Origin of the sequence: Roseovarius sp. S88, from assembly GCF_037023735.1 — a bacterium.
Taxonomy (GTDB): Bacteria; Pseudomonadota; Alphaproteobacteria; order Rhodobacterales; family Rhodobacteraceae; genus Roseovarius; species Roseovarius phycicola.
This window is the reverse complement of sequence record NZ_CP146069.1, coordinates 1,533,247-1,548,066: the sequence shown is the minus strand read 5'-3', so window position 1 is coordinate 1,548,066 and position 14,820 is coordinate 1,533,247. Positions and strand designations below refer to the sequence as shown.

At 56.7% G+C, this 14,820-nt stretch carries 12 protein-coding genes; 4 read left to right on the top strand and 8 right to left on the bottom strand.

Annotated elements, in window-relative coordinates; translation table 11 throughout:
- Nucleotides 1–47: 47 nt before the first annotated feature.
- On the bottom strand, nt 48–740 hold the full coding sequence (locus RZ517_RS07835) for a sugar transferase (RefSeq protein ID WP_338550895.1): 693 nt from the start codon (nt 738–740) through the stop codon (nt 48–50).
- 509 nt (nt 741–1,249) lie between these two features.
- On the opposite strand from RZ517_RS07835, the gene RZ517_RS07830 reads away from it, so the two are divergent.
- Together RZ517_RS07830 and RZ517_RS07825 are read left to right on the top strand one after the other, a co-directional pair.
- On the top strand, nt 1,250–2,665 hold the full coding sequence (locus tag RZ517_RS07830) for a lipopolysaccharide biosynthesis protein (protein ID WP_338550894.1): 1,416 nt from the start codon (nt 1,250–1,252) through the stop codon (nt 2,663–2,665).
- Nucleotides 2,662–3,612: a polysaccharide pyruvyl transferase family protein gene (locus tag RZ517_RS07825; protein WP_338550893.1), complete on the top strand. Its 951-nt coding sequence runs from the start codon at nt 2,662–2,664 to the stop codon at nt 3,610–3,612. Before RZ517_RS07830 ends, RZ517_RS07825 begins: the two co-directional genes overlap by 4 nt.
- A 3-nt stretch (nt 3,613–3,615) precedes the next feature.
- On the opposite strand, the gene RZ517_RS07820 is transcribed toward RZ517_RS07825, so the two are convergent.
- The 7 genes from RZ517_RS07820 to RZ517_RS07790 all read right to left on the bottom strand — a co-directional run bounded on the left by RZ517_RS07820 (nt 3,616) and on the right by RZ517_RS07790 (nt 12,708).
- Nucleotides 3,616–4,905, bottom strand: coding sequence for an O-antigen ligase family protein (locus RZ517_RS07820; RefSeq protein ID WP_338550892.1), 1,290 nt, complete (start codon nt 4,903–4,905; stop codon nt 3,616–3,618).
- Complete coding sequence (locus tag RZ517_RS07815; RefSeq protein ID WP_338550891.1) at nt 4,902–6,317, bottom strand: family 16 glycosylhydrolase; 1,416 nt, start codon at nt 6,315–6,317, stop codon at nt 4,902–4,904. The genes RZ517_RS07820 and RZ517_RS07815 overlap by 4 nt, the downstream gene beginning before the upstream one ends.
- Entirely contained in the window at nt 6,305–7,195 is an 891-nt protein-coding gene (locus tag RZ517_RS07810; protein WP_338550890.1) for a sulfotransferase, read from the bottom strand. Before RZ517_RS07810 ends, RZ517_RS07815 begins: the two co-directional genes overlap by 13 nt.
- A gap of 31 nt (nt 7,196–7,226) precedes the next feature.
- Nucleotides 7,227–8,132 carry a glycosyltransferase gene (locus RZ517_RS07805; RefSeq protein WP_338550889.1) on the bottom strand — a complete coding sequence of 302 codons (906 nt, stop codon included), beginning with the start codon at nt 8,130–8,132 and terminating at the stop codon, nt 7,227–7,229.
- A gap of 10 nt (nt 8,133–8,142) precedes the next feature.
- The gene (locus RZ517_RS07800) at nt 8,143–10,350 is read right to left on the bottom strand and encodes a GumC family protein (RefSeq protein WP_338550888.1); all 2,208 of its coding nucleotides are present in this window, start codon (nt 10,348–10,350) and stop codon (nt 8,143–8,145) included.
- A gap of 170 nt (nt 10,351–10,520) precedes the next feature.
- Nucleotides 10,521–11,402, bottom strand: coding sequence for a sulfotransferase domain-containing protein (locus RZ517_RS07795; protein ID WP_338550887.1), 882 nt, complete (start codon nt 11,400–11,402; stop codon nt 10,521–10,523).
- 271 nt (nt 11,403–11,673) lie between these two features.
- On the bottom strand, nt 11,674–12,708 hold the full coding sequence (locus RZ517_RS07790; RefSeq protein WP_338550886.1) for a LacI family DNA-binding transcriptional regulator: 1,035 nt from the start codon (nt 12,706–12,708) through the stop codon (nt 11,674–11,676).
- A 122-nt stretch (nt 12,709–12,830) separates the two neighbouring features.
- Here RZ517_RS07790 and RZ517_RS07785 point away from each other — a divergent pair, with 122 nt between their 5' ends.
- Together RZ517_RS07785 and RZ517_RS07780 are read left to right on the top strand one after the other, a co-directional pair.
- A complete protein-coding gene (locus RZ517_RS07785) occupies nt 12,831–14,342 on the top strand; it encodes a tripartite tricarboxylate transporter permease (RefSeq protein WP_422395574.1) in 1,512 nt (503 codons plus the stop codon).
- Entirely contained in the window at nt 14,339–14,803 is a 465-nt protein-coding gene (locus tag RZ517_RS07780; RefSeq protein WP_338550884.1) for a tripartite tricarboxylate transporter TctB family protein, read from the top strand. Before RZ517_RS07785 ends, RZ517_RS07780 begins: the two co-directional genes overlap by 4 nt.
- Nucleotides 14,804–14,820 lie beyond the last annotated feature (17 nt).

Genomic DNA, 14,820 nt, shown 5'->3' with positions numbered 1-14,820 from the left:
TCAAAGGCGCTGAAGCTGATTTGCCTCTCTCGCCTCTCAAATTTGGGTCAATACGCGCCGCGCCCGTTCAGAAGGACGCCGATTGTCTTGGCAATAAGCCGCATATCGCTGGTCAAGTTGCAGGTTGCGACATAGCGGCAGTCCAGTTCGATACGTTCGCGAAATGAGATGTCGCTGCGACCAGAGACCTGCCATAGCCCTGTGATGCCGGGGCGCGCCGCCTGATACCGGCGCGCGGCTTCGCCATAGTCCTTGACCTCATCCACCGTTAAAGGACGTGGACCAACGACACTCATGTCACCACGCAGTACATTGAAAAACTGAGGCAACTCATCAAAGCTCAGACGCCGCATCAAGTTGCCGACCAAAGGAATGATCCGAGGATCGTTTTTCAGTTTGCGATGCTGGTCCCATTCGGCTTGTGCCTCGGGGTTCGATGCCAAATGTTCTTTCAGCATCTGATCCGCGTTGGGCACCATGGTGCGGAATTTCAAACAGGGAAATGGCGTGCCGCCATACCCAACACGCGTATGTGCAAACAAGATTGGGCCGGGGGACACGACCATGATGATGAGCGGCAAAACAACAAAAAACGGCAAAGTGCTCAGGACCGCGACCAGGCTAAACGCAACATCAAAAACACGCTTAATCCCACCGCCAACCGGAACATTGACGTCGTTTTCAGGCGCAGTATTCAAATGAGGTTCATCAGCCTCGACTTTGGCTCGACAAGAGTTCATTGGTTCATCCCCCCGGATGGAGTATTCCGCAGTGCCCAGCCTAATAAGTGCCGAAATGTGTCGGAACTAAGGCTTGGGACCTGAGCAATGTTCCACATTCCGCTGGTCACCAAGTGTTTGGGCAGAGTTTCGCTGAATTCGCCTCAAAATTGAGCAGAATCTGAATAAACCCCATAAAAACCGTCATCTGCACGTTACAAAAACTAAGCAGGCTGGAATTTGCCGACCTGACTTTCCTGCGTGTTCCGTCCCAATTTCAGCCGCATTCTCGCAATACGGTGCTTTTCAAACGTAGTTTTTTGATCTGCGCTAACGCCGCACAGCAGAATCAGGTGTTTCTGCAGTCGCGATTAACGCCTGGGACGAACTCAGTTGAGGGGTTTTTACATGTCTGGCCACTATGGCTTTTGCTCCTTGGCTCATGGGTTGCCAAAGCGTTTCCTGATCATGTGTGGTTCAGGTTTGTCGCAAAGCGCTTTCGTCGCCGCCTTCAGAGGTAACGTCAGCGCATGATGGCTGCGATTGGTAGATCAGCGGCGGGGTCAGAGACCCTGCGTGCAGGCGGTGCGGCGGGGATCATGATCTCCATCCGCGTGCTCGGCGCGTTTGGCACTCTGGCCTATACGGTGATACTTGCGCGCATGCTCAGCCCGCAAGACTTCGGCCTTGTCTGGACGCTTTGGTCAGGTGCATTTATTGCCGCCTACCTGTCTACCCTCAACATTGGCGCAACGGCCATTCGCGAAGTCGTGCGTGCGCGCGCATCCGGCAATGACGCGGCGGCCGCTGGATTTGTCATCGTTAGCAGGCGGGTTCTCTTGCTTGCATGCCTACCGGTCGTCGCGACCTTCTTGGGACTGATTTGGTTTCGCAACCCCGACATGGCAGAGAGCTATCCCATCGCGGTCCTGATGGCTGCGGCGATGATCCCTGTGATGGGCTGGAACGCAACCAATGCTGCGCAAGCGGTTGCACTGGACAAGGTGCTGCGCAGCCAGGTGCCGGGTATGGTGCTTCGACCATTGGTTTTCTGTGTGGTTTTGGGATGTGCATGGCTTATCGGCATCTCAGTTTCGCTTGAGATTGTGGTAGGGTTGTACCTGTCGATTGTGGGGTTGATTGCCATGGTGCAATTCGTCCTGCTGCGGCGCTTCTTCGACTTCATGCGAAACACAACGCCTGACACCAAAGGCTGGCAACGTTGGATCACGACGGGTCTTTTGTTGGCACCGAACCGGCTTTTGACGGATCGGCTGCGCGACGTGCTCTTGCTTGTTGCGGCCATCCCATTGGGCGCGGTCGGCGTGGCGCAAATGGCCGTCGCGCTCAGCGTGGTGACATTCCTTAGCTTTGCTGTGAACGCCGTTGAGACCAGTTTCGCGCCCAAGATATCGCGTTCAATTGCGCGTGCCTTATCAGAGGGGGACCATGCCCATGAGGATCCGAGGACCCTGCATTTCATTGCCATATCCGGCGCGTTGAAGCTTGGTCTTATGGCGGCAGGTGCCGCTGTTCTGTGGCTCTTCATGCCCTTGGTGATCCGGCTATTCGGTTCGGACTACGCGGCAAGTGAGGCGGTGATCTGGTGGGTGTTCCTGATACCTCTGGCCAGTGCCTTTTTTGGCAACACGGCTCTGGTCATGCAGCTTTTTGACAAGCGGCGCGCGTTTTTCCTTACAAGCGTGGCCGCGCTTTTGACACTTGTGGCTGTAGGCATTTCCGTCGTGCCCATGATCGTGGCCCTTGGACACGACGCGCTGATCGTCACAGCAGCAGGTTTTGCGGTGACCATGATCGCTCTGCAGGCGGTGCGGTGGGCGCTGTGCAGGATCACCACGGGCATAGACGTCTCTGCCATCGGCGCGCTGGCCCGTTGGTACCGACACATGCCGACCCATCACAAAGACAAGGAGGTGGATGCATGAAAGTCTTTTTCTGCAAAGTGGATGGCGGCAATTTTGGTGATGATATGAATGAATGGTTCTGGGATGACCTGTTCCCGGGGCATTCCGAAATTGCGCCGGACACCACGCTTTTTGGGATTGGCAGCATCTTGTGGAGACAGAACTTTGTCGACAATGGCAAGGTGATCGTGATGGGCAGTGGATCGGGTTACGGTGTGGTGCCCAGCGAATTGCCCAAAGGCACCGAGATCGGGTTTGTTCGTGGACCGCGCACGGCCCAGCTTTTGGGGTTGTCGCCAGAGCACGCGATCACGGACCCCGCTGCGATGGTATCGACCTTTGACCGGTTTCAGGATTTCAACACCAGTGGCGAGATTGTCTTCATTCCGCATGTCGGCACGGCCAAACTGCCGCTCAACTGGGAGCGGGTGGCAGCGCGCGCAGGTGTTGCCTATGTGTCGCCCGCCGATGACAGTGAGCACGTGATCCTCAAGCTCGCACGCGCCAAGCTTGTTCTTGCCGAGTCGCTGCATGGGGCCATCATTGCCGACGCTTTCCGCGTGCCGTTTGTGCCGGTGTGTATCTCACCCACGTTTAACACCCATAAATGGCAGGATTGGGCAGAGTCGCTTGATATGGATATCGAGTTCGAAGAGTTTCTTGCAGGTCTAAAACAGACGCGCAAACGGTTGGTACAGATCAAAAAAACCTTGCTTGGGGTCAAACCATCTGCCCCACGCGATGAAGCCAGCGGCACGCGTGTCGCACAGGTCGTGACCCAGGAGGAAAAAGCACAGGGGCGCAAATGGATCGCCCGCCTTGCACCGGCGATTGAGGTGATGCTTGTGCGCGACCTGAGACGTGCCGCTATGTTTCCCGGCTTTCTGAGTGGCGACAAAATCCTGCGCACCCGGCAAGAGCAGATCACGGCACGGGTCAATGAAATCCGCGACAGGCTGGCCGCCTGACGACTACGTTCGAGTTTGCGCGCTCAGGCGGGCAATTTCGATGCGCGACGAAACTGCGAGCGCAACAAAAATGACAATCAGGTTGCCATGTTGTGCATGCAGCAGCGGGTTGAAGAAGGCCACGCCGACCCCCGCCACAAAGAGCGTCAGGGTCATGGCCGGCCAGACCGCGGGCGATATTATGTAGTAGCGCACAAAGATGAGCAGGATTGACAGGAGTGTGATCGCGATTCCGATCAGACCGGGCAAACCCAAGGTCACCCAGATATCCAGTATGAAATTGTGAAAACTGATCAACCCTTCGCCATAGGCGCGCTGTACGTGATCAACCGCGAGAAACGCACCAGTGTCCCAATAAGCGTCAAAACCGACGCCCAACCACGGTGTCTGCGCAATCTGATGCGTGGCAATATCCCAAAGCGTCGTGCGCCCTGTGAGGTTAGAGCTTTTGCCAAAGGCGTTTAGAATTTCTGCGATGGGATCAAATCCGCCGAAGGCCATGGATATCAATGTGGTCATGACCGCAATTACACCCAAGCCGAAGATCGCCAATCGAAGCGCTGCGGGATAGCGATGTTGCGTGAGCAGAACAAAAAACCCGGCGGAGGCCAGCATGACAATCGCCGATGTGGCGGACTTTGAGAGAAAGAGCGCCAGGGCCGCCATGGCAAACACTCCACCCAGAAAAACCAGACGCGGAATGCTCGATTTGCGTCCGACGAGAAGAGCTATGGTCACAATCCCCAAGAGCAGTGACATGCGCCCCAGCGTGTTCTTGTTGCTGAAGATGCCCAATAGACCGCCTGTGTAGGAATAGACCTCACCAAACATGCCCGTGGCCCAGTTGACCAGAGACAGGGCTGTCAGCGGCGACAGGGCCAAAAGCACGATCAGAGCGATATCTCGAGGTGCATATCGCCAGCCTATCCACATCGCAGCCAAATATGTCACGATCAATTGCATCGCCGCATAGGCGGACGCCCCCGGTGCCACCGACCAGACCGCAGATAACGCCGCGACTAAAGGAAAGGCCATGATCGCAATATTCTGCCGCAGTACATCAAAGAGCGTGCGCAGCTGGGTGGCGTATTTCAAAGACACCATGGCGTAGATCAAGGCCCACAACAGCAAGGGCGGCAGAAAGCGGTGAATGCCCTGGCTGCCCGCGACGATGATCATGGTCGCCAGCATCAGGTCATAGCCCGCAGCGGCCCAAACAAGACCACCGGCGGGGACCCGGCCCGGTTTGGGCACTGATGGCGCGGCGAATTTGGTGACGGCCGTCGTGGTCATCCGCGCGGCCTAAAGTCGAAATTCGCTGCTGTCATATCCGCACGGTTGAGATCGCGGAAGATCAAGGTTTGAGGGGCGTGCGGCTCTTGTTCGTCGATCAGCCATAGATCGGGTCCGACCTGTTCCAATCGGCTTAGGGCATCGGCACTGGTGTTGAACGTCCAGCCTGTCAGCACGAGAACATCGTCAGTCGTAAAATCCGTTATAACCTTGGACCCGCTATCCCCTGCGATCACAAACCGATCTGCACCTCCGCCACCAGACAGGATGTCAAATCCTCCCTTGGGATGAAATGCCTGTGACGCCGCACTTCCGGCGAGGTGCTCATCGGCGTTGCTTCCAAAGATAATAGCTTCGTCGGTTTCTATTTTCGTTTCAGGGGATTGCGCATAGATTTTGACATAGTCGATGACAAACGTACTTGCGAATGTATGCGCGTCCTTGTCCGGATCGGGCGCGCCTGCCCATTTACCGCCGATCTGATTGTTGAAAATAACTGCCATGGGCCCAGTGACGTCACGAGGAGTGGGCGCGCGATAGATCTCACGCAAGTCATTGCTACTGGAGCCAAACCACCAGACGATCTCGTCTGGCGTCCAGCTGAGCGCATATGTGTTGAACTCATCAAAAATCTGACGCTCAAAGGCGGCTTCGACATCTACGGTCTTGGCAAAGGTGAATCTCGGTCCCCTGTCGCGTTCGCGCCGAATGGCGGGTTGCGGCGCGCCTTCGACGATTTCAAACGGGTTGAACAAGGTTAGCTCAGGCGCATGGGACCCATCCGCCGCGATTTCATCAAAATGCACGCGAAGATGTACGCGATTGTCTGGCGACCCGCGCCCTTTGCTGCCATTTTCGCGGCCCAGTACTTCGAATATGTCGATCTCCGGCGGCCAGCCGTTGACCGACGGCACGAGCCAGAAGGCAGACCAGTGCCCCTTGCCCTCGGGCAATTTGGCGCGCATTTCAAAATATCCGTAGGTTTGCGACCAACTGGAAAATGTGGACAGCGAGCCGGTGTAGTAGCGCACGGTCTGCACCGCTTTCTCTTTGTAGCCTGCCTGTCGTAACAGGGCCTGCACATCGTGCAGGTCGGCCGCTGGAATGGGTGCGGCGGCAATGTGCAGCTTGCCACCCTCAACCTTGAACGGATCAAGCCCAAGCGGTGAACCGTCCTGCCGGGTCATCGTGGGATTGACGTAAAGCGACGGCGGGCCGTTTCCGATATATTTCTGACGTCGCGGATAATCTCGCCATATGCCGGTTGTGCCATCAAAGCGGCTAAGCGGGCGATCAAACTCCTCGATCAGCACAGGCGTGTAACGCGACATGTCCGGACCTGCCTGCACCTGTAGAGGCGCTGCCCCCAGGAAGAACAACGATACCAAAATGATGCAGCTCACACGGACCATTGCGAAAAATCCTGTCCAGCCAGTGTTCGAAAGCGACGTGCGTCGTCGCGCATCATCTCAGCCGCCGCCTTGAGAATCTCTTCGCCCAAACCCGGCACATCGATCGGATCGCGGCGTGACAGGGCGCGGCCCAGCGCCTGCCTGGTCCCATTGGGAAAGAACCGGTCAACCCTTCGCGCCAGTTTGGATCGGGCAGCCCGTTTGATAAAAGGTGGAATACGGGCGACATGGTCCGCGGTGTTGGCTGCGGCCAGCTCGCTCACACGTTCGGGATCCAGTTCCAGAAACCTGGCGATCTCATCGAGAACCGTTTGGGGGATTTCGCAAAGCTGGTCAAAGTCGACGATCAAAAGCTGCGAGCGGTCAAACACCTCAAGGTACTTTTCGAGCTGCGCGGCATAACGGCTGCATTCAACCATGTGGCGACCATTGTCGCTGGCCAGCAGATCTTCGGGCGCTACACGCATATGCCCGTGCAGCCAGGAATGTCGGTAGTGCGACGCAAATCGCGTCACGGGATCGCGGGCAATAAAGATGAGCTTGGCCTCTGGAGCCGCAGCATAGATACGATCCGGCACACCGGGGAAAATATCGTATTTCGTGTAATTCGGCGACGCCTCGCCCAGGCAGGCACGTGTCAGATCAAATTGCGATTTGTACCAATCAACCCCCAAAGCCTTGTGGGTATCTTGCAAAAAATAGTCAGTTTCCTTGATGCGCGCCATGCCAACATCATCGCGCTGGTCAAGATATTGGTGCAGGGTCGTTGTGCCGGATTTCATGGCGCCAATGATGAAAAAATCAGGCGCAAACGCATGGGCTCGGTTTGTTTTGCGTGATGTGGGGCGTTTGGGCTTGCCCGATTTCAACAGCGCCATATCGCGATCGCCCCTCTCGCTGTCACATGTTTCATTTTTCGTACCAGGCCGCGGCGCGAAGTGGCCGCGCGCGGCTCGCACGGGCCCGCAGGTAGGTGTAGAAGAATGCCAGTTTGCGCAGCTTGATCTGTCCTTTGAGCGCCATCAGCGGGGTTGCGCGGTCATATAGGCTATCAATCCTGCGTGGCATGGCCGAAAGACCATATGTCGTCAGGTGCTCGCGCAGCAGGTTCATCTGCAGGTCGCGCAACTGGTAACGCATCTGTCGTGCCCAAAGCGCCCGAAGCCCACGCCAGCTTGTGATCGGAATGGATTGATAGGTGAATGTGGCATTTGGCACTGGACGTATACGGGCGGGGTCAGGACGCGCGCCCGGTTCCAGCCCGCTGAGCAACAGCCAGCGCAGGAACGGATCATCGCCAATCAGTCCCACCGGCATGTTGATCGACTGCGCCTTTATGCGGGCCAGCGTCTCTCCGCGCAGGGCGTAGAAATTGCCCGGCATGCCATGATGATGAAGGATGCGCCGCGCCCAGGCTTTCGCCGTGCGCCCGCCGCGGGGCAAGGTCGATGCGGCCATGGCTTCGGGATGCACGGCAAGGCTGGCATGGATTTCGTCAAATGCTCCTTTGGAAACCTGCACATCGCCGTCGACGAAAACATGCAAATCAGATGCCTGGGGCGCCAGATGATTGACGTAGAAGCTCCAGGCGTTGGCCTTGTCACCCAGTTCAATCACCACAGGGCGAATACGTGGGTCGTCCTGAGCCATCGCGGCGACGATGCTTTCCGTGGTGTCCGTGGTTCCGTTGATCAGTACAAAGACCAGATCATCAGCGCCCAGTCCCGCATTCTGAATCGCGCGGATATTGGCGGCAATCCCGTCCGCTTCATTATGGGCGAAAACGGCAACCGAGGTGCTGTGATACTGGCTCATAGTGGTATTCCTATGCGGCGACTTGCGGGCGTGCCGGGCCTTCACGCAGGTCTGACCTTTCCAGCTCGGCCGACGGTGGCACCATGGTCAAAACCGCCCCCACCGATTTGCCCGTTCGATTGAGGCCACGCGCAAGTGACAGCTCAAACTGTTCAGCTGTGTTGAAGCCCCACCGAACCGCAAGGACGACATAGTCGGCCAGATCGGCGCACATACGTGCATCCGAGCTTTCACTAAGCGAACCAATATCCAGCACCACCACGTCATAGTCCGCCTTCAGGCTTTCGAGATACTTCACAATGGTGCCAGGGTTGATCAATTCGATCATGTCGGCGGCGTTGGAGGCCTCAAGACGCCCTGAAAAGTCAAAGTCGGTAATCGGGTTTTCGGACTGCACTGTTGCGTCCGCACCTGAACCATCTTCGCTCTTGCCTTCGAACCGGCGGGTGGCAAAAACCTGTGACAAGTCGGGATTGCGCAGGTCAAAGTCAATCAGATGCGCGCGTTTGCCCTGTTTGGCGTAGTAGGCGGCGATATTGGCCGCGAGGGTCGACTTGCCCTGCCCCGGTGAGGTCGAGGTCACAGCTATGATCTGTGCGTTTTCTGCCGAAGGGTTGCTCGCCACGGCATCAAAGACAATAGACCGGATGGTTTCTGAAAATTCTGACAAAGGAAAATCCACCGCGTAACTGAGCTGTGCGATGTCACGTTCGCGTTTACCCCCGCTCAATGCAGGGGCATTGATGTCCTTTTGTTTCCAAAGCCGGTGCAACCCAAAAGGCAACGACACGGCCGACATACGTGGGACCGCACCAATGTAGCGCAGGCCCAGCGCCTCGATCTGGCGGGGCTGGCGAATGCGATTGTCGAGTTGCTCAAGCAGGAAGATGGCGACGAGCGCGAGGAAAACTCCAGCCACAAGACCCAGCGCCAGAATTTTTGTGCTTTGCGGAGCGCTAGGTCCTGCGGGCACTTGCGCAGCGGTGAGAACCCTTGCCGAGCTGGTGTTATAGGCAAAATCATCCGAAGTTTCGTGGAACCGCGTCAGCAAGGCCTGGTACACCGCACGTGCGCCATTGGCACGCATCTGCAACTCACGCAGCTTGGCCTCCTTTTCAGAGACGGTCGCCACATCCGCGCGCAAGGCATCGCCCCGGTCTGACAATCGTTTTTCTTCGGCCAGCGAAAACTCGATCTGGGTCTGAAGCTCACGAGCGTACCGCTCATATTGAAGAGCAAGCTGCGATTTCATCGCCTCCAGTTCACCGGTGATAATGCTGGCCTGCAACGAGCTGCGCGTGCCATTTGCGGTCATTCGCGCGACCTCAATCTCGGCCTGCAGGATTTCCGCGCGGATTTGTTCGATCTCTGCCACGCCAAGATCGGTCACGTCGGTTGCGGTGGTGCCATCGCCGAGAACCTTGCGCACGCGTTCAAGCAAAAGCTCCTTGTCAAACCGTTCATTGCGCAGCGTGACCAGTGCAATGTTCAATTCTGACAATTCGGTGCCCACCACCTGCCTGTCCCCGGAATCGATTTGGTTCACAAGACGGAACTGGTTGACCTCCTGTTCGGCCAGTTCCAGTTCTTCCACCGCCTCCCGAAGCGCTGTGGAGGACCAGGTGTTGAGTTGGGCGAGGCGTTCGGCCTGCACTTCCAGGCCGCTGGTGAGATATTCGGCGCTATAGGCATTGGCGATGGCCGCAACTTTTTGTTTGTCGGTGTGCTTGGCGGTGATCTCGATCACATAGGTGTTGCCCAGTCGCCCGATCTCCATGGATCGGCGCAGTTTCGAGACCGCCCGTCGCTTGGCTGCCTCCTGTGGGCTCAGCACGCCCGTTTGGTCGGCGTCTTCGGTTGCCACAAAGAGTGATTTGAGCCGGGCTGTGAAGTTTGGGCTTGCAGGCTCTTCGTCTTCTCCGGGATCAAGTGTTGCAAGGCCAAGCTTGTCCACAACACGTTCGGCCAGCGCGTTCGACATCAGGATTTCCACTTCGGAATCCACCACCAGCGCATCTGAACTCAGCAAAATGCCGCCCGCCTCTTGGAACCCGCGGCTTTCGCGCGGGTCGATATAGATCGTCGTGGTCGCCTGATAGACAGGGGTCATGACGACGATGCTGATCAGCGAGAGGACAAAACAAGCGCCGACCGATGCCGCCACGAGCCAAAGATGACGGCGAATGGCCTTGATTGCTGAGGACAAGACATGCGCCATGCTCGGGGGTTCTCTGCCCTCTCCGTGCGGCGGGGTCAGCATATTTCTTTCAATCAGTGTCACGTTGTGAACTCCTGACTAGAGCGTTTCGACTTCAACTTGGGACATCAAACAAAGTCGAAACGCGCACAACAGTTGAAACGCTTTCGCGACTGTGTCTTTTGGACAGGTCAACTCGCAATCGGTGTCCTAGTCATATCTTCGGCCGCATGCTCCCATGTTGGCCACGGCAAAGACTGGCGCCCTAACATGTCCACAAGGTCCAGAACCTCAGGGGCGAAATACTCCGACAGGTGGTGTTTGGTGCTCTCCTGCATTGGTGGGACTTGGTCGCGGATGTCGGCGCTGTTTGCCTTCAGAATACCGGCCACTGGCGAGGTGGATTTTATCCTCACAAGCTGTTCTTCCAGACCGACGCGCCGCATCAAGTCTCCGCCACTACGCAGCGCACGGCGCAATCCGGGCGAGCGCGCCACATCGCTTATATTGCGTCGTTCAGACGCCACGGCCGAGACGAAATTGGCGTTCACGCCAACAAAGTCATAGACGCTTGCCGCAGATCTGACTGGATCGGCAAATATCTCTTCGGCGATCAACACCAGAACCTGTTGTGGTCCAAATGTGTCCACCCAGCGCTTCAGATGCGTGTAATAGCGCCCTTGCTCAAGGTAGGCCGGATTGTTCAGCAGGCCCTCTTCAAAGCTCTGCGGTTCAATGTGCCCTTTGATCACCTCGTGCAAATGGTTGGAGTAGGCGCGTGCCACGGGGTCGCGCAGTAGCACAATGATCTTGAGTTCGTTGTTGTAGCCCCAAGCGCGCTCAGCCGCACGCGGATCATAGAAGTAAGACGGCGATGTATCGCACCGCGCCACACAATCTGCCAGGTGGCTGAAATGGCGCTCGTACCACTGATATCCACGGTCAAAATAGTAAGAAAAGAAATCCACTTCCTTGGGGTCAGACACCCCCACTTGCGGGTGCACACCCAGCACTGAATGCATCCATGAGGTTGCGCATTTCTGCGCTCCTATTCCGATCACAGTTGGTTTCATATCATTTGCCCCGATAGCCTTGAAAACATGCCTGTTTTGCGAGTCATAACCGACATCTTGACCCCGGAAGAACGCCCGCATCCACGCTCCCGGAATCGCCGGAAAATGTGGCCAAACTGTGGTTCTTTTCCTCAGCTTCGACGGGCTGGCGGTTTGTCGCCCAAGCGTGCTGAAAAAATGATCGATCTGGAAACAATCGGGACTTGCCGCCGCAGACTTACGCGCCATTCTTGCGTTATCGTTTGACGCCTATTCATTCGAAAAACTCAAGCTAGTGTTCGATGTCGCGAATTGCGCTTGTTGCGCGCACAATGAGTTCTGGCGCAATGCGGTCCCCGAAGCTCACCGGCGCGTCCGATACAATGGCCTCGACGATCCGTTTGGCCCCCTGCGCCCCGATTTGCCGCGCCGGGATGCGTACGGTTGTCAGTCCGGGTTCAAATTCCTTGGATCCTTTGAAATCGCCAATACCAGTCACCGTCAGATCATCGGGGACACTAAGACCGTTTTTCATCAACCCATAGATGGCGCCCCAAGCCAGGACGTCATTCCCGCAAATCACAGCTGTGGGCTGTTTGTCGGCCTTGATCAGGGTCTCGACCGCCATTTTCGCCTCGGCCACGCTGTAGGGCGTTTCAAATATCCAGTCATCACGGATGCGTACACCATGGGCGTTCAATGCATGTCGCACGCCGTCAAATCGCAGCTGCGCGCGATCATTTCCGGCAAGCGGAGGAAACAATGTCGCGATGTCCCTATGCCCCAGACCAGCCACATGCGTCCCAATGAGTTTGCCCGCCTCAAAGTTATCCGACCCAACGCAGGTGAACGGGGCCTCGTCGGAGTAGTTCCAAAGCAGAACACTCGGCATCGACTGCTGGTCAAGCAGGCCGTAGGTATCTTCGGAATGCTCAATGCCAATCAACGCCATCCCGTCCACGCGATGTTCCAGCATCTTGCGGGTGAGCGCATATTCGCGGTCAAGACTGTACCCATGCGAGGCCAACAAAATAGTAAATCCTAGATCCTCGACCGCATCCGAGAAACTCTGCACAAGTTCGGCAAAGATCGCGTGGTCGATCGTGGGCACAATCAACCCGATTGTGCCGCTACGAATGCCGTGAATGGTTTGGGCAGCACGGTTGCGGATGTATCCCAGCCTGCGCACCGCCGCGTCGATCTTCTTGCGCGTGTTGGCTTTGACCAGTTCTGGATGATTGAAGCTACGCGATACGGTCGACGGCGATACGCGCGCGGCCTTTGCAACCGCTATAATATCCGCTTTTTTGATATTTTTATCAGTCATATACCAAGCATTCACCGGTTAAAAATGAAAACATTTGCAAAACTATTTTCATCACTTACCCTGACCGGTCAATCACTTTCGCGGACTGGGGGAGGACATCTGAGTTGGAATTTCTGGCCTATATGGGCGACGTGTTCACGCCAATCAATTTCGGGCTGCTGTTGATTGGAACGATTGGCGGTCTGATCCTTGGGGCGACGCCGGGGTTGTCGCCGACCATGGCCGTGGCACTCTTGATCCCCTTCACCTTCCGACTGGAGCCTGCACAGGGTCTGATCCTGCTTGGGGCCGCCTACACATCAACCGTGGCTGGCGGCGCTGTGAGTGCCATTCTGCTTAAGATACCCGGTGCCCCGGCCAATATTGCCACCACTCTCGACGGGCATACGATGGCGCAGAAAGGACAAGGCGCGCGAGCGCTGCAGCTATCCTTTCTCGCCTCGGCCGTCGGAGGGGTGTTCGGGGTGTTGTTGCTCATTTTCCTGACCCCGGTTCTGGCGCAATGGGCGCTGGCCTTTGGGCCAAGTCACCTTTTCTGGCTGGCCATTCTGGGTGTGACCATCATTGGCTCTTTGGATTCAAGCTCTGTTGTCAAAGGGCTTTTGTCAGGCTGCATCGGCCTATGGCTGGCGACAATTGGCTTTGACGACATCATGGGCGCGCAGCGGTTCATCTTCCATGACGCGGTGGCCGGGGGCATCAACGTGATCCCGGCCCTGATTGGGCTTTTTGCCATTCCACAAGTCATCACCATGTTTGCCAAGGGGCGTAAACGACTGGACGCAGAAGTCATTGCAGTCGAAAAACATCCTATTGGCCAAGCGGTTGGCGAGGTGTTCCGCCGCAAGCGTGCGCTCTCCATCGGGACGATCACCGGGTCCATTATCGGGCTCATTCCCGGTGTGGGCGGTCAGATCGCGGGTCTCGTGGCCTATGACCAAACCAAGAAAACCAGTCCAGAACGCGAGAAATTCGGCACCGGGCATTCCGAGGGTGTCATCGCTGCGGAAAGTGCCAACAACGCCATGGTTGGCCCCTCGCTTGTACCGCTTCTCACCCTGTCGATCCCCGGCTCGCCCACCGCCGCCGTGCTGCTGGGCGGGTTGCTGATCCATGGTATTTTTCCGGGCAGCGATCTCTTTGACAACTACCCTGATGTCGCCTGGACCTTCATTAATTCCATGCTCATTGGCCAGATCCTTATGTGTATCTTTGGTCTCTACGTGGCCGGGTTGGCAGCGCGGGTGGCGCAGGTTCCAAATGCAGTGATGGCCGCTGTGGTGCTGGGCCTTGCGCTTTTCGGGAGCTACTCGGTGCAAAATTCCATGGGCGATGTCTATGTCATGATGGCGCTTGGAACGGGCATGTATTTCCTTGAGCGCTTCGGCTTTTCAGCAGCCCCCCTGGTGCTCGGCCTTATCCTTGGGCCGATCGCCGAGGCCAACTTTATCCAAGGCTCGATGATTGCCAATGCCACGTCGAGCATGGGGGAATACTTCTTCTCCGGCACGCTCAACCTTGTTCTGATCGGCATTGTCGTGGCCTCCATCGGCTACTCGCTCTGGATGGAACTGCGCGACAAACGTTACACCACAAAGGATGACGCGGTGCTCAAAGAGGAGAGCCTGTCATGACCGACCTGCCCCGCATGCAGCACATCATCGCCAGCGGTCTTGTTGCCGCCGTCGGCATAGCGGTCGCTTACATCAGTTACACGCAGGAACCTGCAGATGCGTTTCTGTTCCCGCGCTTGATCTCGACGGTCTTTTTGGTTCTGGCCCTCTGGACCTTTGGCAAGGCGGTACTGGGGCGCACCAAGGTAGGCAATGGCCTGAGCCGCGTCGCGATCATCAACATCTTGCCAGGCCTGATTGTCGCGTTGATATACATCTTCTGGGCAGCCAAGGCTTTGGGCTTTTACACCGCATCAACGATCACCTTTTTCATTCTGTTATCGCTTTACGACCCGGCTCCGCATGGCGAGGCGCGCACATGGATCAAACGCGCACTCATCACAGCCGGTTTTCTTGCGGTGATGTACGGGCTCTTTGCCCAATTGCTCACCGTCTTCACACCAAAAGAAATCTTATTCTGAACCGCAAAGGCGGCAGA